Origin of the sequence: Neisseria sp. HMSC061B04 (assembly GCF_001836705.1) — a bacterium.
GTDB lineage: Bacteria > Pseudomonadota > Gammaproteobacteria > Burkholderiales > Neisseriaceae > Neisseria.
In genome coordinates, this window is the sequence record NZ_KV830167.1 from 1 (window position 1) to 25,099 (window position 25,099).

General features: G+C 46.8%; 23 protein-coding genes, 1 tRNA gene, 1 pseudogene and 1 riboswitch. Of the genes and pseudogenes, 18 read left to right on the forward strand and 7 right to left on the reverse strand.

The annotated features are described in order from the left end of the window. Positions 1–29: 29 nt before the first annotated feature. Positions 30–749 (reverse strand): PP2C family protein-serine/threonine phosphatase, encoded by a 720-nt coding sequence (locus tag HMPREF2661_RS00010; RefSeq protein ID WP_070822015.1) that lies wholly within the window; start codon positions 747–749, stop codon positions 30–32. Positions 750–980: 231 nt separating this feature from the next. Here HMPREF2661_RS00010 and HMPREF2661_RS00015 point away from each other — a divergent pair, with 231 nt between their 5' ends. Together HMPREF2661_RS00015 and HMPREF2661_RS00020 are read left to right on the forward strand one after the other, a co-directional pair. Continuing rightward, positions 981–1,265, forward strand: a complete 285-nt coding sequence (locus tag HMPREF2661_RS00015) for a PepSY domain-containing protein (RefSeq protein WP_070822016.1) — start codon at positions 981–983, stop codon at positions 1,263–1,265. Between the two features lie 166 nt (positions 1,266–1,431). Beyond that, positions 1,432–3,293 (forward strand): annotated as a pseudogene (locus HMPREF2661_RS00020) (Pycsar system effector family protein). A 138-nt stretch (positions 3,294–3,431) separates the two neighbouring features. On the opposite strand, the gene HMPREF2661_RS00025 reads toward HMPREF2661_RS00020, so the two are convergent. Then, a complete protein-coding gene (locus HMPREF2661_RS00025) occupies positions 3,432–4,031 on the reverse strand; it encodes a CDP-alcohol phosphatidyltransferase family protein (protein WP_036493077.1) in 600 nt (199 codons plus the stop codon). A 71-nt stretch (positions 4,032–4,102) separates the two neighbouring features. Continuing rightward, a riboswitch (PreQ1 riboswitch) is annotated at positions 4,103–4,148 on the forward strand. A 3-nt stretch (positions 4,149–4,151) separates the two neighbouring features. On the opposite strand from HMPREF2661_RS00025, the gene queC reads away from it, so the two are divergent. Beyond that, complete coding sequence (gene queC / locus HMPREF2661_RS00030; RefSeq protein WP_049323921.1) at positions 4,152–4,811, forward strand: 7-cyano-7-deazaguanine synthase QueC; 660 nt, start codon at positions 4,152–4,154, stop codon at positions 4,809–4,811. 96 nt (positions 4,812–4,907) lie between these two features. On the opposite strand, the gene HMPREF2661_RS00035 is transcribed toward queC, so the two are convergent. Further along, a complete protein-coding gene (locus HMPREF2661_RS00035) occupies positions 4,908–5,969 on the reverse strand; it encodes a L,D-transpeptidase (RefSeq protein WP_070822017.1) in 1,062 nt (353 codons plus the stop codon). A 139-nt stretch (positions 5,970–6,108) separates the two neighbouring features. Between HMPREF2661_RS00035 and rlmD the strand changes: the two genes are divergently transcribed. The 10 genes from rlmD (at position 6,109) to HMPREF2661_RS00080 (ending at position 14,591) form a co-directional block, all read left to right on the forward strand. Next, positions 6,109–7,434: a 23S rRNA (uracil(1939)-C(5))-methyltransferase RlmD gene (gene rlmD / locus HMPREF2661_RS00040; protein ID WP_070822018.1), complete on the forward strand. Its 1,326-nt coding sequence runs from the start codon at positions 6,109–6,111 to the stop codon at positions 7,432–7,434. A gap of 124 nt (positions 7,435–7,558) precedes the next feature. After that, a complete protein-coding gene (locus tag HMPREF2661_RS00045) occupies positions 7,559–9,046 on the forward strand; it encodes a 23S rRNA methyltransferase (protein ID WP_070822019.1) in 1,488 nt (495 codons plus the stop codon). Between the two features lie 23 nt (positions 9,047–9,069). Then, a complete protein-coding gene (locus tag HMPREF2661_RS00050; RefSeq protein ID WP_003748735.1) occupies positions 9,070–10,173 on the forward strand; it encodes a response regulator in 1,104 nt (367 codons plus the stop codon). 10 nt (positions 10,174–10,183) lie between these two features. Beyond that, a complete protein-coding gene (locus HMPREF2661_RS00055) occupies positions 10,184–10,720 on the forward strand; it encodes a GTP-binding protein (RefSeq protein ID WP_003748733.1) in 537 nt (178 codons plus the stop codon). 1 nt (position 10,721) lies between these two features. After that, on the forward strand, positions 10,722–11,363 hold the full coding sequence (locus HMPREF2661_RS00060; protein ID WP_049323925.1) for a hypothetical protein: 642 nt from the start codon (positions 10,722–10,724) through the stop codon (positions 11,361–11,363). Positions 11,364–11,402: 39 nt separating this feature from the next. Further along, entirely contained in the window at positions 11,403–11,762 is a 360-nt protein-coding gene (locus HMPREF2661_RS00065) for a roadblock/LC7 domain-containing protein (RefSeq protein ID WP_003679682.1), read from the forward strand. Positions 11,763–11,860: 98 nt separating this feature from the next. Beyond that, a tRNA-Asn gene (locus tag HMPREF2661_RS00070) sits at positions 11,861–11,936 on the forward strand. Positions 11,937–12,020: 84 nt separating this feature from the next. Continuing rightward, on the forward strand, positions 12,021–12,164 hold the full coding sequence (locus HMPREF2661_RS11545; protein ID WP_168166705.1) for a hypothetical protein: 144 nt from the start codon (positions 12,021–12,023) through the stop codon (positions 12,162–12,164). Between the two features lie 17 nt (positions 12,165–12,181). Continuing rightward, positions 12,182–12,577: a hypothetical protein gene (locus HMPREF2661_RS00075; RefSeq protein WP_036493096.1), complete on the forward strand. Its 396-nt coding sequence runs from the start codon at positions 12,182–12,184 to the stop codon at positions 12,575–12,577. Between the two features lie 454 nt (positions 12,578–13,031). Further along, positions 13,032–14,591, forward strand: coding sequence for a TerC family protein (locus HMPREF2661_RS00080; protein WP_070822020.1), 1,560 nt, complete (start codon positions 13,032–13,034; stop codon positions 14,589–14,591). Positions 14,592–14,653: 62 nt separating this feature from the next. On the opposite strand, the gene HMPREF2661_RS00085 is transcribed toward HMPREF2661_RS00080, so the two are convergent. After that, positions 14,654–15,757: an anhydro-N-acetylmuramic acid kinase gene (locus tag HMPREF2661_RS00085; protein ID WP_070822021.1), complete on the reverse strand. Its 1,104-nt coding sequence runs from the start codon at positions 15,755–15,757 to the stop codon at positions 14,654–14,656. Positions 15,758–15,910: 153 nt separating this feature from the next. Between HMPREF2661_RS00085 and HMPREF2661_RS00090 the strand changes: the two genes are divergently transcribed. Continuing rightward, the gene (locus tag HMPREF2661_RS00090; protein WP_003748724.1) at positions 15,911–17,485 is read left to right on the forward strand and encodes an inorganic phosphate transporter; all 1,575 of its coding nucleotides are present in this window, start codon (positions 15,911–15,913) and stop codon (positions 17,483–17,485) included. Positions 17,486–17,829: 344 nt separating this feature from the next. Here the strand turns inward: HMPREF2661_RS00090 and HMPREF2661_RS00095 are convergent, their stop codons facing one another. From HMPREF2661_RS00095 to secA, 3 genes are all read right to left on the reverse strand, one after another. Beyond that, positions 17,830–18,270: a ProQ/FINO family protein gene (locus HMPREF2661_RS00095; RefSeq protein WP_049323929.1), complete on the reverse strand. Its 441-nt coding sequence runs from the start codon at positions 18,268–18,270 to the stop codon at positions 17,830–17,832. Between the two features lie 117 nt (positions 18,271–18,387). Next, positions 18,388–19,488, reverse strand: a complete 1,101-nt coding sequence (aroC, locus tag HMPREF2661_RS00100; protein WP_049323930.1) for a chorismate synthase — start codon at positions 19,486–19,488, stop codon at positions 18,388–18,390. Between the two features lie 128 nt (positions 19,489–19,616). Further along, positions 19,617–22,370, reverse strand: coding sequence for a preprotein translocase subunit SecA (gene secA, locus HMPREF2661_RS00105; protein WP_049323931.1), 2,754 nt, complete (start codon positions 22,368–22,370; stop codon positions 19,617–19,619). A gap of 154 nt (positions 22,371–22,524) precedes the next feature. On the opposite strand from secA, the gene HMPREF2661_RS00110 reads away from it, so the two are divergent. From HMPREF2661_RS00110 to HMPREF2661_RS00125, 4 genes are all read left to right on the forward strand, one after another. Then, entirely contained in the window at positions 22,525–22,947 is a 423-nt protein-coding gene (locus tag HMPREF2661_RS00110) for a DciA family protein (RefSeq protein ID WP_049323943.1), read from the forward strand. A gap of 291 nt (positions 22,948–23,238) precedes the next feature. Then, the gene (gene azu / locus HMPREF2661_RS00115; RefSeq protein WP_036493110.1) at positions 23,239–23,817 is read left to right on the forward strand and encodes an azurin; all 579 of its coding nucleotides are present in this window, start codon (positions 23,239–23,241) and stop codon (positions 23,815–23,817) included. Between the two features lie 92 nt (positions 23,818–23,909). Beyond that, complete coding sequence (locus HMPREF2661_RS00120) at positions 23,910–24,419, forward strand: hemerythrin domain-containing protein (protein ID WP_036493113.1); 510 nt, start codon at positions 23,910–23,912, stop codon at positions 24,417–24,419. A 33-nt stretch (positions 24,420–24,452) separates the two neighbouring features. Beyond that, positions 24,453–25,073, forward strand: a complete 621-nt coding sequence (locus tag HMPREF2661_RS00125; RefSeq protein WP_049348245.1) for a glucose-6-phosphate 1-dehydrogenase family protein — start codon at positions 24,453–24,455, stop codon at positions 25,071–25,073. Positions 25,074–25,099 lie beyond the last annotated feature (26 nt).

The window sequence follows — 25,099 nt, forward strand, 5'->3', positions numbered from 1 at the left end:
CTAGCATAACTGCTAATCTACGTCAGCCCCTAAACTTTTTGTTTCGCCATTAATTTACGAAATACAGTCAGACGGGACTTATCGTTATCATATTGTTGCCAAATTTTTTCTCTTATTTCTTCTGAAAGAGCGTCGCTTAGGCCGTCTGAACAAAGCAGCAGGCTTTCTCCTGCTTTAAGCGTAAGCTCGACATGGCACATTTTGTCTTGGAAATCGGAATAATCTGCTACTAGATAAGAAGAAACGCCGCCATATATGGTGGCAAACCCTTCTTCTTTTTTATCCGACAAACCATCCAGCAATTCGGAGAGTATCGAGTGATCTTGGGTCAGTTGCTTCCATTTTCCTTGTGTATCAATCAAATAGGCGCGGCTGTCGCCTACGCTGATGATTTTGGTTTTGCCGGTGGTTTGGTCGATTTCGGCGGCAACAAAAGTGGTTGAGGAACCAAAATAATCCTCTGCTAACTCTTTAGATAAAGCGGTTTGTATATGATTGATGGTTTGACGGCTGAGTTGGGCTGTATGGCTTAATAAGTGCATGGCTGATTTGCTGGCTTTTTCGGGACGGTTGCTATTGGAAATGCCGTCGGCTATCCCGATGATAAAGCGTGGACGGGTTTCAAGACGTGTTTCAGCGGTTTTGAGTTTATATTGAAACACTTGCTCGCCGTTAAAAAGGGCATCTTGGTTGTGCTGTTTGTTGCTGCCGATTTGTTGGCAAAAGGTGATTTCGCAAAAGTTGTTCATGGTTTGTCCGTTTGTTGGGTGAATATTCGCTGCAGGCTTTTCATCGTTTCTAACCCTCCGGATTTACACTTGGGCAATACGTTTGAAATTTGACGATTAAGGTTAAAGGCCGTCTGAACAGTTTTCAGATGGCCTTTACTGCGTTTAACCAAGCACTAATTAACTGCTAATTTTGCTGTGTTTTAATACATCCATCGAAACCCGAATACACATTTGAAAAGGAAATCAAACATGAAAAAATTCTTATTGACCGCCATCGTTGCTTTGTCTGCCGCTACTGCCGGTGCCAGCGATTACATCGAACAAAAAATCTACAGCGACAAGAACTTCGAGCAAAACCGTGCTAAAGCCGTAAAAATGTTGGAACAACGCGGCTATCAGGTTCACGATGTTGAAGCCGATAGTCGTCGCGGCCAGCCTGTGTTGGATATCGAGGCTTTTAAAGATGGCCGTGAGTACGACATTGTTTTGTCTTATCCTGATTTGAAAATTATTAAAGAACGCATCGATTATTAATATTTTGATGCAAAGCGGGTTGTCGCAGGACTTTGGGGTTCTGCGGCAGTTTGCTATTTAGGTATTTAAAGAATGTAAGCGGCATGTAAATTACCTAAAATAAATGAACTAAATATGTTTTTTATTTTCCATTTAATTCAAAGTGTTTGATGTTGGGAGTCATGATATGGATTTGAATGATTGGAATGGAGACGGCCGGCAGAAGCAGATGGGCGACCAAGGCAAACCTTTAAACGACGGCGTATCTGCCGATTCCCAACAGGACGTTGATTTTTGGGAGCGCAATCGAAACAATACTGTTGAAAACGAAGTTGGTGTTGCGGCTGAAGAGGTAGAAATTCAGGAGGCGGTAGAAGGTCAGGAAGCAGTTGAACATCCTGAGATGCCGTCTGAAAAAAGTGAAAAGAAAGCCAAACGCAAAAAAGACAAGGCGAAGAAGAAAAAAATAAAGCCGAAGATTTGAATGCACCTGATTTGTTGGGTACGAATAAGGGCGTGGAAACCATGTTCCGTAACGCCGTACGCTCGGAGATGGAATTGTTGGCGCTGGCGGCAACTAAAGCGAACATTATGATTTCGCTGAATGGTTTTATTGTTTCTGCTCTGATGATTTCGGGCGCATTTATTTTTTCATCGTCGCCTGAGTTTTTGATTCCGGCCAGTACGTTTATGATTACTGCCGCCGCGTCTATCGTGTTTGCATTGCTTTCTGCTTCGCCGGAACGTATCGGCAAAATGCAGGCGGCGCGGACATGGTTTAAGGATTTTATCCGCGGCCGTTCTAAGCTGCGGGATTTGAAAACCCGTCTCAGCAGTACCGAAACGCGATTTTTTGGCGGCAGCCAACCCAATATTTTGATTTATGAAGACCGTGTGAAACTGCAAAAAGATCAATATTGGGAAATGATGCAGGAGATTATGGGCGACCGTAAACAAATCTATGAAAAGATGAGCGACCATCTTTATTGGCTTGGGTTGTTGGCGGACAAACAGTTCAAATACATCAATTTGTCTTACGCGGTATTCCGTTGGGGCTTGCTGGCTTCACTGGTGGCGTTTATCGGCGTGAAAACATTGCCGTCATTGCTGATACCGCCGGCCAACAATGCGGCAGAGCTGCGTTCGCTGGGAATCAATATGTTTAACGGTGTGTATGAGCCTTCCGCCGTACAACAGCTTCCGGACGGTAATTTGCTGATTGCGGAAGACGAACCCAACCATGCGTTCAGTATTGTCAGCATTGATAAAACCGGCAGGTTTGTGGAAGACGAGGCATTGGATACGCGCGTGATTACCGGTTTCAAACGCCGTCTCAGCGACTTGGAGGCTTTGGCGCGCGATGATGAAGGCTTTATCTACGCGCTGACTTCACATTCACGCACCCGTAAAGGCAACCGTTCGCCCGACCGCGAACACCTGATGCGCTTTAAAATCCAAGACGGCAATGTGTTGGGGCTGACCAGCTACGACAATCTGACGCAGGTTTTGGAAACCGACCACAAGCTACATGATTTGATTCGCGAGCGAACCAAGGCAGAAGTTTCTTTTGAAGAAATCAATATTGAGGGTATGGCGTTTGATCCGATGAAAAAACGTCTTGTTTTAGGATTCCGTGATCCTGAGTTCAATAACATGGCTTTGGTCGCATTTATCAGCAATCCGAAAGATGTATTTGAGCGCAATGCCAAACCTGAATTTGATGAAGTGGCCGTGATTGATATTGATGGCGGCGGTATCCGTTCCCTCAACTATGATCCTGTGTTGAAAACCTATGTGATTGCCAATGAAGTGAAGGATGAGAATGGACAGAAATTCTCACAACTGTGGACTTGGAGCGGTAATCCGACCGATGAACCGCAAAAAATCTCTCTGCCTAATCTGCAACACATCACCAATGTTGAAGCCGTTGATTCGATTACCGTTAACGGCAAGCCGCAGATGATTCTGATGGGCGATGAAGGTAATGCTTCGCAGAAAATTACTGCCAAGTATATGTTGGTAGATTACAGTCAGCTGGGTAAACAGTAAGTTATTTTGGCTGAGGGATAAAAGGCCGTCTGAAACCGATAGTTTATGGTTTCAGACGGCCTTCTTGTTTTCAGTAAAACAGTTGATGGGTTTAAATAATCTAATCAATGATGATTAACCCAAGAACGTGGACAAGTTTCAGACGGCCTTCAAGCCATTGATGACACGTTTGTAGCAGGTATAAACCAATGCCGCGCAGGCCAGCCACATGAGGATATAGAAAAGCGAATGGAAGCTGCCGGCGATTGCATACCATACGGCCAATGCGCCGATAAAGAATGCGCGGTCGCTTTTGCCGAATGGCCCGTCATAACGCCGGCCGTTGCCATGAACTTGTCCCAAAACGCCGCAAAACTCGGTCATTGCCGCCAGCCAAATAAACAGGGCAATTTGCACACCGCCGAAGGGCGCGATAAAGGCAAAAGGCAGATACAAAGCAGCATCGGCGACAATGTCGGTAATTTCATTCAAATAGCCGCCCAATGCCGATTGCTGACCGAACTCCCGTGCCAGCATACCGTCCATCGCATTCAGCGCCATACGGACAAACAACCAGATCGGCAAAAGCCAGAATAATGTGGATACACCTGCAAACAATGCTAAAAGCAAACCGATCAAAATGGAAACGGCGCAGGCAAACAGGGTGACCTGATTGGCAGTAATGCCTTTTTGATACAGTCGCTTAACAATGGGGCGCAACAGGTTTTGAAATTTTGGTTTCAGGGCGTAGATGCTCATCATTATGCCGAATAAAAGAAAACGAAGAGCCGTGATTATAGACGAAATCCGTTATAATCCGTCAATCTTCAAATCACGCGGTTCGCAAACCTCCCGCGTTAACAAAACTAGGAATTTACAATGGAAAAACAGCAAGCCCTCGTTATTTTTTCGGGCGGGCAGGATTCAACGACCTGCCTGATTCAGGCAATTCAAACCTATGGCCTTGAAAATGTGCAGGCCATCACTTTTCAATATGGGCAACGCCACGCCATCGAATTGGAGCGCGCGCGTTGGATTGCCCAAGATTTGGGCGTGAAGCAGACCGTACTCGATTTGAGCCTGATGCAACAGATTACGCATAACGCCTTGATGGATGATACGGCGGCGATTGAAACGGCTTCAGACGGCCTGCCCAATACATTTGTAGATGGGCGCAATGCTTTGTTTTTGCTTTATGCCGCCATTTACGCCAAAGGGCAGGGGATACGCCATATCATTGCCGGCGTGTGCGAAACCGACTTTTCCGGTTATCCGGACTGTCGCGATGTGTTCGTCAAGTCGATGAATGTTACGCTGAATCTGGCCATGGATTACGCTTTTCAAATCCACACGCCCTTGATGTATTTAACCAAAGCGCAAACTTGGGCATTGGCGGATGAAATGGGTGTGTTGGATTATATTCGCGAGCAGACGCATACTTGTTATAACGGCGTGGTCGGTGGTTGTCATGAATGTCCGAGCTGTATTTTGCGCGAACGCGGCTTGTCAGAATATTTGGAAAGCAAAAAGGCCGTCTGAATTAAGAGGGGGCCTATATTTCCAATATCCAGTAATACGAAAAGGCCGTCTGAACAATTCGTTTCAGACGGCCTTTGGCTATGTGTTTTGTTCTGCTTAGAACAGCAAATCTTCCGGTTCGCTGCTTGCCGGAACCTCTTTTACAGGTGCAGAGGCCGGGGCAGTAGCCGGTTCCGAAGCGGCTTTAGGCGCGGAAGCAGGCGTCTCGGCAGGAGTGGTTGCCGGTTTGGCAGCAGGTTTTGCCGGTTTCACCGGAGTCGGACGAACGCTTTGTTTCGGTTCGGATGCTGCTTTGTTTGTATCGTCGGTAGCATCGACTTCGATTTCAGTGCCTTGAGGCAATACCACATCTTTAGCAGGAGCCGGTTTCGGCATGACTTTGGGTTTGCTGTAAGCATCCGTGCCGCTGGTCCATGCCAAAGATTTTAAAGGCGATTTGAGTTTCACGCCTTTGGCGCAGGTCAGACAGTTTGCCGCGCCGGTGCGTCCTTTCAGGATTGCATCCACACGCGCTGCAGGAATAGTTTTGCCGTGCGCTTTTGCCCAAGCGGCAATGCTTTTTTTCAGGGCAGCCGTATCAAGGTTTTTCTTGTTGTACGGGTCGCGATAGGCAGCCAGCCACAAGTTTTGGTTGGCATCTTCGTTCAGGCTTGCCATTTGGTAGATAACGGAGGCAGGAGCACCTGTTGCGATGGTTTTGGCAAATTCCAATGCGTCAGGCGATTTCATGCGCACGCAACCATGGCTGCGGACGCCGGGTACGCTGGCAGGGGCATTGGTGCCGTGAATACCCAGGCTTAATTTGGGGTCGCCAAGACGGACAAATACGGGACCCAGCGGATTATTCGGGCCCGCCGGTACGCTTTTTACGCCGTCATTGCGTTCTTTTTGGATGGATTTAGGGATATGCCAAACCGGGTTGTAGGCTTTGGCGCCGATTTTGTGTTCGCCCAGTGTGGTTTGGGTCATGGCTTTGCCGACGGCAACAGGATAAATTTTGCTCAGTTTGCCGTTGTCGTAGAGGAACAAACGCTGTTGCGTAATATTGATAACGACGTGTTGTCCGGAAGAGGCGGGAGAGACGTCTGGAATAAGTGTGTTTGCAGCAGCGGCCGAGGTCAGAAGAGCGGCTGTCAGGCCAAGGAATAATTTTTTCATGTCGTCTTTTTTTGTAGGGATTGAAATGAAAGTTTTTGGCGCATGATACCTGAAACTCTGTGTTTTTGTGAGAAAATATGCGCTTTCGGTATTGGAAGACAGTCAGACGGCCGGTAAGAGGCTGTCTGACGGAAACGGTATGAGTGTGAAAGAACGGTATCAAGAGGCGGAAGTTTTTTCTTTGGATTATGAGGGCAGGGGTGTTGCCAGAGTCGATGGGAAGACTGTATTCATCGGCGGTGCGCTGCCCGGAGAGCGTGTAACGTTTGCTATTCATAAAGAAAAAAAGCAGTTTGCAGAAGCTCAGGTCGAAACGGTTTTAAAACCTTCTTCCGAACGCATTGAACCAGCTTGTTGCTATTTTGATACATGTGGCGGCTGTTCGCTCCAACATGTTTCCTTTGGTGCGCAAGTTGCATTAAAGCAACGGATTTTGGAAGAGCAGTTGGAACGGATAGGTAAGGTCAAGCCGGAGATAATTTTGCCTCCTTTATATGGTTTCTCCTGGTATTATCGCGATAGGGCACGTTTAAGTGTTGCAGTGGATAAAAAAGGCCGTCTGAAACTCGGTTTTCAGGCTAAAAAAAGCCATGATGTCGTCAATATCCGCCATTGTCCTATTTTGCCTAAACATGTTTCCAATAAATTGCCTGATGTCCGAAATTTGCTGCAAAAACTGCATGATGACGGTGTAAAAGTGAAATTTGTTGAGTTTTATTGCGGGAGAAATGTGACCGTACTCAACATTCGTTTCGTAAATCAACCGTTTGGACAAATATTAAGCGAATTGCGTAATTGGTTTGATAAGATATTGTCGGGTGCTGAAAAAGCATGGCAAATATGGCTGCAGGATCATGCCGAGTCCTTGCCGTTTTATCCCGAGAATGCGCCTGCTCTGAACTATAATTTTGCTCAATTTGACGTGGAAATGCCTTACAAACCGGGTGATTTTACGCAGATTAATGCGCAATTGAACGAAGTGATGGTGGCAAGGGCGGTCAGACTTTTAAACCCTCAAAAAGGGGAGAGGATTGCCGATCTATTTTGCGGTTTGGGCAATTTCAGTTTGCCGCTGGCGAAAAGTGGCGCATCGGTTGTCGGTATTGAAGGCGCTGATTATTTGGTAGATAGGGCAAGGGAAAATGCCCGCCTGAATCGTTGTGCCGAGAATATGACGTTTTCTGTTGCAGACTTGTTCGATACCGATGAAAAGACTGTTGAGTCGTGGGGGCAATTTGACAAGATGTTGCTCGATCCGCCGAGAAGCGGGGCTTATGCTGTTGTCAAATCACTACACAAACCGTTTTTGCCTCAGAAGATAGTATATGTTTCATGCAATCCATCAACATTTGCACGGGATGCCGGTGTCTTGGTGGATAAGGGCTATAAGTTTAAGGCGGCAGGAATCATGAATATGTTTGCACAAACCTCGCATGTTGAATCCATCGGTGTGTTTGAGTTGTAAATTGGTATCAAGTCCTTTATGTGAGTAGGGTTTTTAATGTAAAAATGAGTGCATTCATGTTATCATCATTCGTTTGGGGAATTCATAACGTTGAAGTTGCGTGTAAAGCAACAGATGTTAATAAATGCAGTTTGCAGCACAAGACCGGGAGGTGTTCTTGAACTATCAACTTTTAACTATTTTTTTGCTGGTGCTTTTTTTGCTGGTGTTGTTTTTTGTTCGTCATAAGCAAAGTAGCGAACAAAGAGGCAACTCAGGCAAACAAAGCGCACATGCATCAAAAGGCGGCCATAAATCTGCCGCTCATACAGCCTCCTCTGAGGATGGAAACGACTGGATTGAGAAAGTCAACCAGACAGTTTCCAATGCAGATAATCAAGATTGGGAATGGGGCGGAAGCGGCTCAAGCAATGCTACGGCTTCTGTTTCTGCGCAAGAAGTCGATCCATTGACCGAATACCAGGTTTATAAACAGTTCGGTTATGAGAGTAAGGCTGCAGAGTCTTTGGCCGGTTATCTCAATACCTTGGAAGACGGTGCGCCGGAAAAACTGGTTCATGAATTAATCGGTTTGAATCTGCGCGTCGGCAATATCGATATGCTCGCAGATACGCTTGAGCGCCATAGTGCTTCCCTTTCTGAAGACAGCGTAGCTGAATACTTGAAAGCCGGTTTGGCTTTAGATTCAACCAACCTGCGCCTGCGCGTTTTTGCCGAACATCATCTCGGTTGGAATATGCAGGAAGTGGATCGTCAAATTGGCGAACAAAGCGGTTTGGAAGTTGCTTCCGACGAGCACATTGCCTTTGAGAACGATTCGGCCGAACGCATCGTCGTGCCAGGTATGGGCAAACGCGCGCCTATCGTATTAGGCAAGAAAGACTTTGGCGAAATCAGCCCTGAAGAGATGGGTGCGGTGATTGGTTTTGCCAAGCCGGAGCGTAGTGCAAAAATCCTGAAAGACAAGATTAGTTACGAGACTGCTTTGCATCAATACAACAAAGCAATCCAAACTTCTGCGAAACCTGCTGGTCTCATTATCGATGCCTTGCGTCTGGATTATCAGAATGAAGAAGTAGGGCAGTTTGCCAAGCATCTGTGGAAGCTTTACCACTCTTTGGGCCAATATGGCCGTCAAGTAAAAGAACGTATGCTTGGTTGGGGTTATAGCCTTGGTTATCACGAAATTTTTGATGATTTGGAAAAAGGGCCGTCTGAACAGCAAATTAAAGAGATTGGTTTGAAGCGCGGTTATATTCAGCCAAGTTCTTTGCAGATGAAAGCCAAATATCGCGATTTGGTTCAAAAAGATTCTTCTGTCATCAGCGCAAGCTCTTCACCTGCTGATGAAGCTCTGAAAGAAGTGGAATCTCTGTTGGCCTACGGTCAGTTGGATTTGGCTATCAGCACTCTGGAACAAGCTGTTTTACAGTATCCTCAAGAATCGCAGCTGTACATCATCTTGTTTGATTTGTACGAACGCGTCGAAGACTGGGGACGTTTGGAGCAATTCCTGCGCCTGTTGCGCGAGCGTGTTGTCAGCCTGCCTGAAGAGGTTGTCTTGGCAATGAGCCGTCTCTTGCAACGAATGAACCAATATTCAAAAAAATAAGATAATCGTAGAAAGTACGAGTAATGAATAATCATTTACCAAAAATTAAAACCATACGGGTTATGTTACAGGAGATGGGTGAGCAACAGCAGGCAGTATTCCGTATGGCATTTAAAATGCACAATACGACGAATTACGTCATCGTTTCTCCTGATTCTGATGAAAAACCGGATTTGGTATTGGTTGATACCGATACTCCGGCAGGTGTGGAAGCTTGGAAAGAGTCGAAGAAAACTTATCCGGAAGTACCTGTGGCAATGTTTTCTTCTGAATTGCCAACCGTAACGACTCCTTATTTGGCCAAGCCGGTTAAATTCGATACCTTGTTTCCTGTTTTGCGCAGCCTGGCTCAGGGCGGGAATGTTTTTGAGCCGTCTGAACAACAAGCGGCTGAAGAGAATAAAGGACAATCAAATTCCGATGGCGCAAGAAAAGCCACCATTCGCCGATTTAATCCAAATAAAGGCTTGTTGGGTGCGCTGAAATTTGCCAGTCAAGGACACCAAGATATTGCCGTCTTGCATGAAGGCAAGCCGATATTGATCGTGTTTCCCAGTATTCAACGTGTACTGCTGACAGTCAGTGCCAATGAGCTGGAGAAATTGTGTAAAAACGATAACTTGGCAGTTGTGTGTAAGGCTGTTCCTGATAATCCGCAATGGAAAGAAAAAGCCAAAGTCACCATTATGTCATGCTTGTGGCAGATGGCTATTTGGACTGCATCAGGCCGTCTGATTTATCCGATGACGCCGCAAACTGTCTTTACGCTCAAGCGTTGGCCAAACTTAACCCGTTTGGCGCATGTTCCGGAATCTATGCGTCTGTCGGCATTTCTGACGAAAACATCCGTTAATCTGAATGTTCTTTATAAAGTCATGCCATTAGAGATGCCTGATATTTTGAATTATTTATCGGCAACATATATAACAGGCTTTTTGGCGACAGATACAGAGTTTGCAACAGATGCGAATAATACGCCTTCCTTGAATGAACAGATTGATGTGAATAGCAAAGATGTACCTGAAACAGCAATGAGCAAAGAGGCCCAAAAAGTTGCCGGTCCGTCTAAAGAACAACCTCGCGGCCTGTTGCAACGCCTGATGCGTAAGTTGCTGGGTAAATCGTAAAGGACACGTCATGAAAGAAAATAAAATTATCTTTACCGGTCCTGTTGGCGTAGGTAAAACCACTGCAATTTCAGCTTTATCTGATGAACCGCCGGTTCAAACCGATGCATCCGCATCCGATATGACACTTGTCCGCAAGGGGTACACGACTGTGGCAATGGACTACGGTGTCATTCATTTGGATGAGGAAACCAAGGTTCACCTTTACGGTACGCCTGGTCAGGAGCGTTTTAATTTTATGTGGGAAATTCTGAGCCAAGGCAGTATGGGCTTGGTACTTCTTTTAGATAATACAAGAAGCAACCCATTGAAAGACTTGCAATTCTTCTTGGATGCGTTCCGCGAGTTGCTGAAAAAAGCGCCTTTGGTTGTAGGGGTAACGAAGATGGATATCCGCTCCTTGCCAAGCGTAGATGTTTATCAAAAATATTTAGCACAGAATAATTTTAATGTACCGGTTTTTGAGATTGATGCACGTCGAGAAGACGATGTAAAACAATTGGTTACTGCCATGTTGTTCTCAATTGACCCCGGATTAGAGGTATAAGATGGAAGCGACACTCTCTTTACAATCAAATTTATATCCTAAGATTACACCGGCAGGTGCGTATTATGCCGTTTCAAGTGATACGCCCAGCGCCAGCAGAACTTTATTGTATGGTTTGTTGCGCGCAGAGCCGTCTGAAACCATCAGCAGTGAAAAACTTTTGGCGTGGGCAGACACCAGCGATATCAATACCGCTTTAAACCTGTTGTATCGCCTCCAACGCTTGGAGTTTTTGTACGGTGATGAGGAAATCAGCACAGAGGACATCCATCTGACTGACGAACAATTACCGACATTGTTGGAACAGTTGTCTAATTCTGGCAAAGCTTTATTGGCTGATGAAAACGGTTTGTATTTTGCCAATGCCAATTTCCATCACGAGGCAGCAGAAGAATTGGGTCTTTTGGCGAGCGAAGTGGCCAAAATGGAAGACAATCACCGTCTTTTGATTCGCAATAACCTGCATATCAATAATAGCGCATGGGGTATTTGCGATCCTTCAGGCCAAAGTGAATTGACCTTTTTCCCACTGTATATTGGCATGACCAAACTGATTTTGGTAATTGGTGGCATGCCTGATTTAAATAAAGAGGCTTTTGTTACTTTGGTTAAAGTGCTGTACTACCGATACGGCAGCCGTTGATTTTTGCCTGACCAATATTTATTTTAGAATGGAGCGACTATGCAACAACTATTGATCTCTGTATTAAGCGATTTGAACAATACCTCTGCGGATATCACTGCTTCTGCAGTTATTTCTACAGACGGCCTGCCAATCGCAACCATGCTGCCTTCGCATTTGAATGCAGACCGTGTAGGTGCGATGTCGGCAACGCTTTTGGCATTGGGCAATCGTTCCGTACACGAGTTGGCTTGCGGTGAGTTGGATCAGGTAATGGTTAAAGGTAAAAATGGCTATATTCTGCTGAGTCAGGCAGGTGAAAATGCAGTGTTGGCATTGATGGCAAAAGAAAGCGGTAAATTGGGTTTGATTTTGTTGGATGCGAAACGTGCGGCCAAACAAATTGCTGAAATCTTATAAAAGTTTTATAAATTAAAAAGATATAAAAATATTTTTGTTTTTATATAGATTGTTGCTTGACAGGCTTCTGATATTTTCTATATAATCCCATTTTTAATTCCCCGATAGCTCAGTCGGTAGAGCGACGGACTGTTAATCCGCAGGTCCCTGGTTCGAGCCCAGGTCGGGGAGCCAGATTTGAAAACCACCATGTTACATGGTGGTTTTTATTTTATCTATTGGTTAATATTTTAAGATATTTTGATGGTAATTGATTAAATGATTACACTTAATTCATCAGCCTTTATAGGAACAAATCATCAAGGTTACATCACAACCATCCATGTGAAAAGTGGAAAAGAGTTTTGGAAAGCTATAAATCGTAGCAATCCAAAAGATAAAACAATTTATGAAGTAAAATAATTTATGAAAGGTTAAAAATGATTTACTCAGCAAAGCTAAAAAAAATGGATGAAACAATTGAGGAATTTGCATATTTTTCTATAGAAAATAACGATCTATATTGTTTCCTTAATTGTTGTCCAATGGCTATTGAAGTGAATAAAGTTTACAATGTGGAACTTGACTATTTCATTATTGATGAGTTTATATTGGAAGAGGTTGATACAGATGAATCTGTTATTATTCCTTTTGAAAGAATAGGTGATAGTACACAATATAAGATAACAGGTAGGCTAGATGGCAATACATTTACAGCTGGAAATATTTGCTTTGAAGATGATGCTCTTCAATTAGAATATTCTTATTTAGATGGCAGATTAATTACTTTAACTGTATGGAGATTAAGTATATCCGTAATTTCTGAAAGAATATAATCGTTATATTTTCTAAGAAAATTATTGTCTATATAAACCGTGTCGTCTGAAAAAATCCCAATTTTTCAGACGGCTTGAGACCTTAGTAAAAAAACCTAAGTTTTTACCCAGGCATTTAGGGGGTCTCTTATAAGAATCTTCTTTTGGCAAACCGAACAAACCATGATCACCAAATATATCGACCGATTCCTTTTGTTAACGCTGGAGAAAGTGATTTGTTGGCAGCTGTAGGCTGTTTTTAAAAGAAAATATGCTGTCGGACTTTGCCTTTCTTTCGTCAAACTGATAAACTGTTTGCCATTATTTTTGACCGGGGCATAAATTTTTCATGAAAGACACAGAGCAGAGTAGTTGTTATACCGCTTCTTTCCCTTTATTTATGCCCGAAATTTGGCAGTCTGTCCGTTTTAAGCGGAACGGCTGCCTTTTTGTATTTTAAAGGAACGCAATCATTATGGATTTCAGTTGGTTGGCCGAGCCGCATACTTGGATAGGCTTTGCCACGCTTCTGGTTTTGGAAGTTGTTTTAGGTATTGATAACCTTGTTTTCGTAGCGATTTTGGCAAACAAGGTCAAACCGTCGCAACGGGATAGGGCGCGGATAACGGGCTTGGGTTTGGCTGTCGTTATTCGGATTTTCATGCTGGGCTTTATGGCGCACATCATGACGCTGACGCGTCCTTTGTTTGAGCTGGGCGGCTTGGAGATTTCCGGTAAAGACATGATTATGTTTGCCGGCGGTATTTTCCTGCTTTATAAAGCGACTACCGAGCTGCACGAACGCCTTGAAGGCTACAATCAATTTGCGGTTGCTGAAGGGCAGAAGAAGCATTCTTCCTTTTGGGGCGTTGTGGCGCAAATCTTGATTTTGGATGCGGTTTTCTCTATTGATTCTGTCATTACGGCAGTGGCGATGGTGGATCATATTGTGGTGGCAATGGGTGCAGTGGTTGTGGCGATGACGGTGATGATTTCCGCCAGCAAACTGTTGACCGCCTTTGTGGACAAGCATCCGACCGTAGTGATGTTGTGTTTGGGTTTCTTGTTGATGATTGGCTTCAGCCTGATTGCGGAAGCCTTCCATTTCCATATTCCGAAAGGCTATTTGTATGCGGCGATCGGCTTCTCGATTTTGATCGAACTGTTTAATCAGGTTTCGCAAAAGAATGCCCGCAAAAATGACTATATCAGTACCTCTTGGCGTAAACGCACCGCTGAAAATGTGTTGGGTATGATGGGTATCCGCGAAAGCATTTTGGCAAAAGCAGGCGATAATGGCGGCGATGACGAGCATTTTGAAGAAAACGAAAAATCCATGATTCGCAGCGTGCTGACGTTAGCGGAGCGTCCGATTATGGGCGTGATGATTCCGCGTCGGGAAATCGAGAAGTTGGATATTTCCCAAAGTCGGGAAGAGCAAAATGCGCAACTGAAAAATACGCCGTATAGCCGTTTGTTGGTTGTCGGTAAGGCAGGTGTAGATGAGCCTTTGGGCTATATCAGTAAAAAAGATTTGCTGAACCAGCTGCTTGAGTCGGGGGAAATCAATATTCAGACGGCCTTGCGCCAGCCGTTGATTTTGCCGGACAGTACGACGGCATTGAATGCGATTGAATTGTTCCGTCAAAGCAGCGCGGATTATGCCTTGGTGGTGGATGAATTTGGTGCGGTGCTGGGCATGGTGACCATGAAAGATTTGTTGGAAACCATTGCCGGGGAATTCCCTGAAGAGTTTGAGCGTGAGGAAGAAGAGGCTGCTCCAGCCAGTCAGGATGAAACGCTGTCTGTGGATGGTGCATTGGAGTATGTGGAATTGGCTTCTCAATTAAATTTGCCTGCTCAAGAGGAAGACGCTGACTTTCATACCGTTGCCGGCTTGATTATGGAAGAGTTGCAAAGTATTCCTGATGTAGGCGATTTCATCGATTATCACGGCTGGCGTTTTGAAGTGGTTGAAAAAGACGGACAACGGATTGCCCGTGTGAAAATCAACCGTTTGCCGGAAGAAGAATAAGTGAAGGCTAATTAGTAAAGGCCGTCTGAAAATGTTCAGACGGCCTTTTTATTGATTCAACTTTAGTTGCCGTAATGTCCAGAGCCTAAAATCCGGTGTGAATGTGCGCCGGTTGCATGGTGGGGATTGCTTGGAACTTGATTGCACCAACAGGCGGCAAGCCAGGCAAAAGCGGCGGCTTCGACCCATTGCGGGTCAAGATGGAGCTTGGCTGTGCTGTGCAATTGGGTGTTGGGAGAAAACAGGGTTTCCAAGTCATGCATTAACACTGGATTGCGGATGCCACCGCCGCAGATATAAAGATTATGAATCGCCGGAGCAGCTTGTTTGGTCGCGTCAAAAATAGTTTGTGCAGTATAAAAGACCAATGTGCGTATCACATCTTCCGGCTTTTCATTACCTTTCAGACGGCCTTGAAGCCAGCTTAGGGAAAACAACTCTCGGCCTGTACTTTTGGGATAAGGGCGGCTGAAGTAAGGATGGTCGAGCAGGTTAGCGAGTAGGTCGGGGAGGATTTTGCCTTGTGCGGCTTTTTCCCCGTTTTTGTCGTAAGGCTGCTGCCAGATATGTTGCATCCATGCATCCATCAGCATATTGCCGGGGCCGGTATCGAAGCCGAAAGAAGGGCTGTCGGGCGGGAGGATGCTGATATTGGAAATACCTCCAATGTTGAGTACGGCTCGGGTTTCATTCGCATCTCGAAACAGCGCTTCGTGAAAGGCTGGGACGAGGGGTGCACCTTGACCGTTGCAGGCAAGGTCGCGGCTGCGAAAGTCGCCGACCGTGAAAATGCCGGTCAGTTCGGCTAAAAGCGAGAGGTTGACCAGTTGAATGCTGTAACCGTGTTCAGGCGCATGGCGGATGGTTTGTCCGTGACAGCCGATTGCGGCAATGTCTTTGGCAGACAGGTTTTGCTCTGTCAATAGTTGCTGTACGGTTTGGGCGTATAGGCGGCTGAGTGTTTGCGCCAGGATATTGCTTCTGTGCAATTCATTTTCGCCTATGTCTTGCAGTGCTAACAATTCTTGGCGCAGGCCGTCTGAATAGGGTAGAAAGCTGTGGGCGACGGCGCGTTGCCATTGCTTGCCCTGCATTTGAATTAGTACGGCATCGGCACCGTCCATGCTGGTCCCGGACATGATGCCGATATAGTATTGGGGTTGCATTTCGGTTACAGAAAGGGAAGGTAAAACGACATTTTAACGCCTTTTGACGTTTTTACGGGAATTTCGGCGTTTAATGTAAATAGTTGGTGCAAGAAAGATTACAAAGAGGTTAAAATAGCGCGACTCAACATGTTTTCCAAAAGGAAACTTTCCATGGCTCAAACTCAGTCGAGTGCGAACTTGAAGCTGATTAATACGGCTTTCGCCGCTATGCTTGTGAGCATGGTCGGCTATTTTATTTATTGGGGCCTGGGTTATACCCATTACAACCACTCCGGCCTGTTTATCCTTGCCACCTTTTTCGGCGTCTTCATGGCGTTTAATGTGGGCGGTAACGATATTGCCAACTCTTTCGGTACAAGTGTCGGCTCCGGCACATTGACCATTCCGCAAGCCTTGCTGATTGCGGCAGTATTTGAAGTCAGTGGCGCAGTGATTGCCGGCGGCGAGGTAACAGATACCATCCGCAAGGGTATTGTCGATTTGAATGCAATGCATTTGGATCCGATGCAGTTTGTCTTTATTATGATGTCTGCGCTTTTGGCTGCGGCATTGTGGCTGCTTTTTGCCTCGCACAAAGGCCTTCCTGTCTCGACGACACATGCGATTATCGGCGGTATTGTCGGTAGTGCATTGTGCATGGCGACGTTAAACGGCGTAGATTCCGTTGCATTGATTCAGTGGGATAAATTGGGCGAGATTGCCTTGTCTTGGATTTTGTCCCCGGTTTTGGGCGGCATCGTTTCCTATCTGTTGTTTTCACGAATCAAGAAAAATGTTTTGGATTACAACTCTTGGGCCGGCAATACGCTGAAAGGCATCAAACTGGAGAAGAAAGCCTATAAAGAAGAGCACCGCCAGTTTTTTGAGGCCTTGAGTGAATCTGAAAAAGTCGAATACGCCACCAAAATGGCGCATGATGCCCAAATTTATGATGAGCCGGACTTTGATCCCGAAGAGTTGCAGTCTGAGTATTATCGCGGCCTGTACCGCTTTGACAGTCGTAAGGGCGAAGTGGATTCTTACAAAGCCCTGCATTCCTGGGTGCCGTTTATTGCTTCTGTCGGCGGTATGATGATTGCGGCTATGTTGATTTTCAAAGGTCTGAAAAATCTGCATTTGGGCATGAGCAATGTCAACAGCTTCCTGACCATTTTCATGATCGGTGCGGCTATTTGGATGGGTACGTTTGTATTCGCCAAAAGTTTGAAACGCAAAGATTTGGATAAATCAACCTTCCAAATGTTCTCATGGATGCAGGTATTTACCGCTTGCGGTTTCGCATTCAGCCATGGTGCGAACGATATTGCCAATGCGATTGGTCCGTTTGCCGCGATTATGGATGTGCTGCGTACCAACAGCATTACTGCTCAAAACGCCGTGCCGCCGATTGCCATGTTAACTTTTGGTATCGCTTTGATCGTCGGTTTGTGGTTTGTCGGTAAAGAAGTGATTAAAACCGTAGGTACCAGCTTGGCAGAAATGCACCCTGCGTCAGGCTTCTCAGCCGAGCTTTCTGCCGCCGCCGTCGTGATGGCCGCATCATTTATGGGCTTGCCTGTTTCCAGTACCCATATCTTGGTGGGTGCCGTTTTGGGTATCGGCTTGGTTAACCGCAATGCCAACTGGAAATTGATGAAACCGATCGGCCTTGCTTGGGTCATTACCTTGCCTGCTGCTGCCGTTTTGTCTGTTGTCAGCTATTTGGTTTTGCAGGCCGTGTTTTAAGATTACTTGATTGAAAAAGGCCGTCTGAAAGATAGATTTCAGACGGCCTTTACTTATTTTTGTAAGGGATAGATTTTAGTTTGTTTTAACGATGCATAAATCATGCTTTTCAATGTTTGAACTGATACAAGAATAATCAAGGTGATAGAGAAATACCTTGTTGGGAATAGCTTGGACAAGATTTTGGTTTCAAAAATTAGCTTAGTGAGAAAAAAGTAAAACTATTTTTAATCAGTTCACGATCAGATAAGACTCAGTAATAAAAACCCCGATTCAACGACATTTAAGAAAGTCATTGAATTGGGGTCTTTATTTAGAACAAGCTATGACAGGCCGTCTGAACATTATTCAGCAGCTTCGTTGGTCTCCTCAGCTTGAGTAGGAGCCGCTTCTGCTTCAGCGGCGGCTTTAGCGGCTTGGCGTTCGGCTTGTGCAGCCAATGCCTGTTGAACGGCAGGATGCTGTTGGGCGATGGTTTGCTCTTCTGCGCTGACTTCGCCTTTGAAGCGGTTGTTCAGGTCGAAACGCTTGCCGCCACGGGCCAAGGCTTTCAGATAGCGTGGGCGGCGGCAGTGGTTGGCCAGTACGCGTGCAATCAGTGCAGGGTCGTATTGGGGCAGGGCGGCAACCAAATCTTGGTCGATGCCGACAGCCAACGGTTTGAATCGTTTGAACACATCATATTTGCCGTAAATGTGGTCGGCAATCATGTCTGTTTGTTTTTTCTTGCTCATGGTTTGGACGGCAGATTTCAGCGCAGCGCCCAAAGCGGTTTCTTGTGTCATTGCGGTTGTATTCCTCTAATCTAAATCCGTATTTTCTTCATACGGCAATAAGGTGCTATTGTAGTATAAAGACTGTGATTTGGCTAAATTTTTCTGAGAATATTCAGAAATAAACGGTTATTTTTCCAATTTAGTGATGTCCGGTGTATTGACCTGTACATCGGCATTTTGTGCACGATGGCGTAAGGCGTGGTCAATCAATACCAATGCCAGCATGGCTTCGGCAATCGGAGCAGCGCGTAATCCGACGCAGGGGTCATGGCGGCCGTGTGTGGCAAGCTCGACAGGATTGCCTTCTATATCGATGCTGCGGCGCGGTGTGGCGATGGAGCTGGTCGGTTTGATGGCAATATTCACATGAATGTCTTGCCCGGTGCTGATGCCGCCCAAGATGCCGCCTGAGTGGTTGGATAGAAAGCCTTGTGGTGTGAGTTCGTCGCCGTGTTCGCTGCCGCGTTGCGTTACGCTATCAAAACCTGCGCCGATTTCTACGCCTTTGACGGCATTGATGCCCATCATGGCATAGGCAATTTCTGCATCGAGACGGTCAAAAACCGGTTCGCCCAAGCCGACGGGGGCGTTAACCGCTTCGATATGCAGTTTCGCGCCGACGGAATCCAATGCTTTGCGCACGCTGTCCATATAGTTTTCCAATTCCTCAATTTGGCTTTGGTTGGCGGCAAAGAAGGGGTTTTGGGAAATATATTCGTAACCTTCAAACTGGATTTCTTTTTCGCCTACTTGGGTAACGTAGGCGGTAATTTCCGTGCCGAATTTTTCTTTCAGCCATTTTTTAGCGACTGCTCCGGCGGCAACACGTGCGGCGGTTTCACGGGCGGAACTTCTACCGCCGCCGCGGTAGTCGCGTGTGCCGTATTTGTGCCAGTAGGTGTAATCGGCATGGCCGGGACGGAAACTGGTGGCGATATTGCCATAGTCTTTGCTGCGTTGGTCGGTATTACGGATCAGGAGGGCGATAGGAGTGCCGGTGGTTTTGCCTTCGAATACGCCGGAGAGGATTTCGACTTGGTCGGCTTCGCGGCGTTGGGTAACGTGGCGGCTGGTGCCGGGTTTGCGGCGGTCAAGGTCAAATTGGATATCTGCTTCGCTCAATTCTAATCCGGGCGGGCAGCCGTCAATGATGCAGCCCAAGCCTGCGCCGTGGCTTTCGCCGAAAGTGGTAACGGTAAAGATTTGTCCGAAAGTATTGCCTGCCATAGGGATACTCTTTTGAAATTGGGTTTGGAAATTTTTTATTTGGATAATTCTCAGGCCGTCTGAACAGATGTGAGAACGAAATCAAAGATTCTCGTTTCACCGTTCAGACGGCCTTTTGAATTGACTGCTTAGTTCAATTTACCGTGGCACTGTTTGTATTTCAGGCCGCTGCCGCAAGGGCAAGGATCGTTGCGGTGAACAATCAGGCCGTTTTGGGCAAGCGCTTCAGGGCTGAAGTCGGTACCGTCAGGATCGAATGCTTCGGTCACTAAATCGGTTTGCGATTGGCCGAGCAATTCTTCCATATCGGGCGCGTCGGAGTGGACGGTTTGAACATCGCTGACGCTTTGTGCGGCAGTGTGGTCGTATTCGCTGTTGCGCTCGATTTGAACAGCAGTCAGCAAAGCGGCAATGTTTTGTTTGATGCTGCGCCACAGGTTTTCAAACATGATGAAAGCTTCACGTTTGTATTCTTGTTTCGGATTTTTCTGAGCATAGCTGCGCAGATGGATGCCTTGGCGCAGGTAGTCCATGGCGGCGAGGTGTTCGCGCCATTGGTTGTCGATAACTTGCAGCATAACGTTGCGTTCGAAATCCGACATGGCTTGTTTGCCGACCAATTCGACTTTCTCAGCATATTCGTCTTCGATGCGTTTGATAAGGCGCTCTTTAATGTCTTGGTTGTCCAAAGTGCTGTCTTCTTTCAACCAGCCTTTAATATCGACATGCAGGCGGAAATCAGCGGCAAGTTGGTGCTCAAGTGCCGGAATGTCCCATTGCTCTTCCATGCTGTCAGGCGGAATGTGGTAATCAACCAAGTCGCTGATAACGTCGGCGCGGATTTCGCGAGTCAAATCGCTGACGTCTTTAGTCGTCAGGATTTCGTTGCGTTGATGGTAAATCACTTTACGTTGGTCGTTGGCAACGTCATCGTATTCCAAAACCTGTTTACGCATATCGAAGTTGCGACCTTCGACTTTACGTTGCGCGCCTTCGATTTGACGGGTCAGCAGGCCGTGTTCGATGGCAACGCCGCGCTCGGGTGCCAGACGGTTGAGGATGGCGGCGGCACGGTCGAGAGCGAAGAGGCGCAGCAATGGGTCTTCAAACGACAGATAGAAACGGCTGGAGCCGGGGTCGCCCTGACGGCCTGCACGACCGCGCAATTGGTTGTCGATACGGCGGCTTTCGTGGCGTTCCGTACCGATAATGTGCAAACCGCCTGCGGCCACAACTTGGTCGTGTTCGGTTTGCCAACCGCTTTCAAGGGCGGAAATTTGCGCTTGTTTTTGCTGTTCGCTCAGGGTTTCATCGGCGTGGATGGCTTCGATTTGATGTTTGAGGTTGCCGCCCAAGACAATATCGGTACCGCGGCCGGCCATGTTGGTGGCAACGGTAATTGCGCCGACTTTACCGGCTTGGGCCACAATCAATGCCTCGCGCTCGTGTTCTTTGGCGTTGAGGACGTTATGCGGCAGACCGGCTTCGTGTAACAAACGGGAAACCAGTTCGGAGTTTTCGATGCTGGTGGTACCGACCAAAACCGGTTGGCCGTTTTTGTGACATTCGGCGATGTCTTTGACAACGGCTTCAAATTTTTCTTCGGCCGAGCGGAAGATTTGGTCGTTGAAGTCTTTACGTTGTACCGGACGGTTGGTCGGGATGATGACGGTTTCGAGGTTGTAAATGCTTTGGAACTCGAAGGCTTCGGTGTCGGCCGTACCGGTCATGCCGGACAGTTTGCTGTACAGGCGGAAGTAGTTTTGGAAGGTAATGGAGGCAAGCGTTTGGTTTTCGCGTTTGATTTCTACGCCTTCTTTGGCTTCAACGGCTTGGTGCAAGCCTTCGGACCAACGGCGGCCGGCCATCAGACGGCCTGTGAACTCGTCCACAATCACGATTTCGCCGTCTTGAATGACGTAGTGTTGGTCTTTGTGGAACAGGGTGTGCGCACGCAATGCCGCCATGAGGTGGTGCATCAGGGAAATATTGGCGGCAGAGTAGAGCGAGTCGTTTTCCTGTAATAAGCCCATTTGGGTCAGGATTTGCTCGGCGTGTTCGTGACCGGCTTCGCTCAGAATAACTTGGTGTGCTTTTTCATCTACCCAGTAATCGCCTTCGCCTTCTTCGGTTTCTTGGCGGATAAGGTGGGCCGGAACGGCATCCATCACGCGGTAGAGCTGGATGTTGTCATCTGCCTGGCCGGAAATAATCAGCGGCGTACGCGCTTCGTCGATCAAAATGGAGTCCACTTCGTCGACAACGGCAAAGTTCAATTCGCGCTGAACTTTGTCGTATTGGTCGGTCACCATATTGTCGCGCAGGTAGTCGAAGCCGAATTCGTTGTTTGTACCGTAAGTAATGTCGGCACCGTAAGCGGTTTGGCGTTCGAAAGGTTGCAAATCGGCTACGATCACGCCGACGCTCAAGCCTAAGAAATTGTACAACGGCTCCATAATGCCTGCGTCACGGGAGGCAAGGTAGTCGTTGACGGTAACGACGTGTACGCCTTTTCCTGACAATGCATTCAGGTAAACGGCAAGGGTAGCCACCAGAGTTTTACCTTCACCGGTACGCATTTCGGCGATTTTGCCATGGTGCAGGACCATACCGCCGATCAGCTGTACATCGAAGTGGCGCATGCCCAATACGCGGCGGGATGCCTCGCGGCAGACGGCAAAGGCTTCAACCAAAATATCATCTAGCGTTTGTCCGTCAGCGAGGCGTTGTTTGAACTCGGCGGTTTTGGCCTGTAAATCCGCGTCGCTCAACGCTTTCATCTGTTCTTCGAGTGCATTGATTTTAGAAACGGATTTACGATATTGTTTCAGCAGGCGGTCGTTGCGGCTGCCGAAGATTTTCTTAGCAATGTTTGTCAGCATGAATAATTCCTGCGCCTTGATATAATAGTGGGCGAAATTGGGATTTTAACACAAGCGCTTGTATAACGCGGTAATGCTGTTTGAAATAAAGGCGGTTTTGCTGTATTTCAATTGTAATTGTTTGGTTAATTTACTGAAAGGCCGTCTGAAATATATGGATTTAGCACAATTGGGCAAGCGCGACCGCTTATTGGCGGGCTTGTTGCAACAATCGCAACAATGGCGGAAATTGGATGCAAAAATCAAAACGGTTTTGCCGGTCAACCTGCATCCGCATTTTCAGACGGCCTGTGTTGAAGATGGAAGATTGGTTTTGCTGGCCGCCAACAATATGGCTGCTTCGCGTTTGAAAATGATCCTGCCTGCCATGTTGCCCAAGTTGCAAGCGTTGCACGACGGAATACGGGAAGTGGCGGTCAGGGTGGTCCCCAAACCTCTGTCCCAGCCGAAAACCAACAGCTTGCGATTGAGCGAGGCCGCTTTGGACAGCTTCGATGCGGCTGCGGCCAAATTGGAAGGCAGGCATCCCGAATTGGCAGCGGCATTGGCAGAATTGGTACGCAAGCACGGCCGCTAAAATCATGCCGAATGAGATTATGGTTAATAAATGTTAAAACTTATTTCATTTGACTGATAGCATCTAATACTAAAGAAATACGACCTAAACAGTAACTGTTTTCTTTTAGGTAAACTGATGTAAACTTGGCCTGAAACTTTGATTTCGTGCGAAGTTTGTAGCAAAATAACGCCTGAATTTCTTATCGCTCTGCGTGAATAAGTTTAAGTTTGGCATTTGCCTTTGTTAATATATTCGCGCGGGTTCTATTAATAGAACTTAACAAGACTCTCATCATTAGGAGATACATCAATGAAAGCTTATCTGGCTCTGATTTCCGCTGCCGTTATCGGCTTGGCTGCATGCTCTCAAGAAGCTGCAAAACCTGCTGAAGCACCTGCTGCTTCCGCTGCTTCTGAAGCTGCTCCTGCAGAAACTACTGCACCTGCCGATGCCGCTCCTGCATCTGAAGCTGCTCCGGCCGATGCTGCCGCCGCTCCTGCTGCCGGCAACTGCGCAACTACTGTTGAAGCCAACGACGCTATGCAGTTCAACACTAAAGAAATCCAAGTAAGCAAAGCTTGTAAAGAATTCACCATCACTTTGAAACACACCGGTACCCAACCTAAAGAAAGCATGGGTCACAACATCGTCATCGGTAAAGCCGAAGACATGGACGGTATTTTCAAAGACGGTGCCGGTGCCGCTGCAACTGACTACGTTAAACCTGACGACGCACGCGTTGTTGCCCACACCAAACTGGTTGGCGGCGGCGAAGAATCTTCCTTGACTCTGGATCCTGCTAAATTGGCCGGCGGCGAATACAAATTCGCTTGTACCTTCCCAGGTCACGGTGCTTTGATGAACGGTAAAGTTACTTTGGTTGACTAATCCGCTTTAAGCTTAAAAACAGACAGCCTGCCTTGCGCAGGCTGTTTTGTTATAATCTGGAAACATTAATTTAAAAATAAAACCTCAAAACCATGAATCCGTTTGAAACCAAAAGCGTTACTTTTGCCGAACCCATTGAAATGCTGTACGCCTGTCATGGCAAAGTGCGCCGTTTCTGCAGCCAGGTTGCCATGTTGTCGGACTATATTGCCGAAAACGGCTGCAATCAAATCGTTTTGCAAACCATCCGCCAGATTGCCCAGTATTTTAATGTTGCCGCGCCGTTGCACCATGAAGATGAAGAAGAAAATTTCTTCCCGCTTCTATTGCAATATGCGCCGCAAGCTCAAGAAAGCGTTGACGAGCTTTTGCGCCAACATATCAGCCTGCACAACAATTGGGCGGCAGTATCCGCCGAATTCGCCAAACTCGAAGCAGACAACGCCTATGTCCCCGATGCGGAAACGTTCAAACGCTTTGTCGCAGGATATGATGTTCATCTGGCGATTGAAGAGCCGCTGTTTGATATGGGCAAAACCTTTATCCCTAAAGAAAAGCTGACCGAAATCGGCGAAATTATGGCTGCACGCCGCCGCAAATAAGGCCGTCTGAAACAATCGTCTCAAGGATATATTATGCTGACCCCAAAAAGTTGCGATTTGTTCAATATTCCCTTTTTCCAATTTTCCCAGCTTAAAAAATACCAGCCTGAAAGTATTCCGCAAATCAAGGCGGACTATAAAGAAAACTGGCAGGTATGGCAGCAGCTGATCCAGCAGGTTGCCACCGAATTGGGTGCGCCGTTTGCACCGCCGCATATCGAACGCTGGTGTAACGGCTGGCAGGTCCGCGCCCATTTCTTTGCCTATTTCAAATACGAACAATATAAAAATTCCGCAGCAATTTTATCGATTTTGCTCAACCGCCGCCGTTTGAGCGTCAGCTTGGATTGGCACTGCTATAAAGCCGATGTTTCCCCCATTGCGTTGCCCGATTACAACCGCTGGCTGGATAATTTTGATACCGAAAAATACGCTTCCTTCGATATGTGGCACGGTGCGGAAAGCGAATATGACGATTATCGTACCGTCGCCCAACAAAGCGACGGCGATAGAAAGCTTCGAGACGATAAAGATTTCTTCTGTATCGGCAAACACATCGAACGCGATGATTTGGGCAAGCAGGATGTCGCGAAATGGATAGTGGAAACAGTGGAAGACTTACTGCCGCTTTATGAAGCTTGCCATGGAAAATAACTCAGGACGCAGAAAGACAAACTGCC

Coding starts and splice junctions, on each gene's coding strand:
- HMPREF2661_RS00090 (WP_003748724.1), top strand. CDS start 15,911: ATGGCTCAAACTCAGTCGAGTGCGAACTTGAAGCTGATTAATACGGCT.
- HMPREF2661_RS00065 (WP_003679682.1), top strand. CDS start 11,403: ATGCAACAACTATTGATCTCTGTATTAAGCGATTTGAACAATACCTCT.
- HMPREF2661_RS00085 (WP_070822021.1), bottom strand. CDS start 15,757: ATGCAACCCCAATACTATATCGGCATCATGTCCGGGACCAGCATGGAC.
- HMPREF2661_RS00050 (WP_003748735.1), top strand. CDS start 9,070: ATGAATAATCATTTACCAAAAATTAAAACCATACGGGTTATGTTACAG.
- HMPREF2661_RS00120 (WP_036493113.1), top strand. CDS start 23,910: ATGAATCCGTTTGAAACCAAAAGCGTTACTTTTGCCGAACCCATTGAA.
- HMPREF2661_RS00035 (WP_070822017.1), bottom strand. CDS start 5,969: ATGAAAAAATTATTCCTTGGCCTGACAGCCGCTCTTCTGACCTCGGCC.
- HMPREF2661_RS00045 (WP_070822019.1), top strand. CDS start 7,559: ATGCAGTTTGCAGCACAAGACCGGGAGGTGTTCTTGAACTATCAACTT.
- rlmD (WP_070822018.1), top strand. CDS start 6,109: ATGAGTGTGAAAGAACGGTATCAAGAGGCGGAAGTTTTTTCTTTGGAT.
- HMPREF2661_RS00025 (WP_036493077.1), bottom strand. CDS start 4,031: ATGAGCATCTACGCCCTGAAACCAAAATTTCAAAACCTGTTGCGCCCC.
- HMPREF2661_RS11545 (WP_168166705.1), top strand. CDS start 12,021: ATGATTACACTTAATTCATCAGCCTTTATAGGAACAAATCATCAAGGT.
- HMPREF2661_RS00125 (WP_049348245.1), top strand. CDS start 24,453: ATGCTGACCCCAAAAAGTTGCGATTTGTTCAATATTCCCTTTTTCCAA.
- HMPREF2661_RS00075 (WP_036493096.1), top strand. CDS start 12,182: ATGATTTACTCAGCAAAGCTAAAAAAAATGGATGAAACAATTGAGGAA.
- azu (WP_036493110.1), top strand. CDS start 23,239: ATGAAAGCTTATCTGGCTCTGATTTCCGCTGCCGTTATCGGCTTGGCT.
- secA (WP_049323931.1), bottom strand. CDS start 22,370: ATGCTGACAAACATTGCTAAGAAAATCTTCGGCAGCCGCAACGACCGC.
- HMPREF2661_RS00060 (WP_049323925.1), top strand. CDS start 10,722: ATGGAAGCGACACTCTCTTTACAATCAAATTTATATCCTAAGATTACA.
- HMPREF2661_RS00110 (WP_049323943.1), top strand. CDS start 22,525: ATGGATTTAGCACAATTGGGCAAGCGCGACCGCTTATTGGCGGGCTTG.
- HMPREF2661_RS00010 (WP_070822015.1), bottom strand. CDS start 749: ATGAACAACTTTTGCGAAATCACCTTTTGCCAACAAATCGGCAGCAAC.
- aroC (WP_049323930.1), bottom strand. CDS start 19,488: ATGGCAGGCAATACTTTCGGACAAATCTTTACCGTTACCACTTTCGGC.
- HMPREF2661_RS00055 (WP_003748733.1), top strand. CDS start 10,184: ATGAAAGAAAATAAAATTATCTTTACCGGTCCTGTTGGCGTAGGTAAA.
- HMPREF2661_RS00080 (WP_070822020.1), top strand. CDS start 13,032: ATGGATTTCAGTTGGTTGGCCGAGCCGCATACTTGGATAGGCTTTGCC.
- HMPREF2661_RS00015 (WP_070822016.1), top strand. CDS start 981: ATGAAAAAATTCTTATTGACCGCCATCGTTGCTTTGTCTGCCGCTACT.
- queC (WP_049323921.1), top strand. CDS start 4,152: ATGGAAAAACAGCAAGCCCTCGTTATTTTTTCGGGCGGGCAGGATTCA.
- HMPREF2661_RS00095 (WP_049323929.1), bottom strand. CDS start 18,270: ATGACACAAGAAACCGCTTTGGGCGCTGCGCTGAAATCTGCCGTCCAA.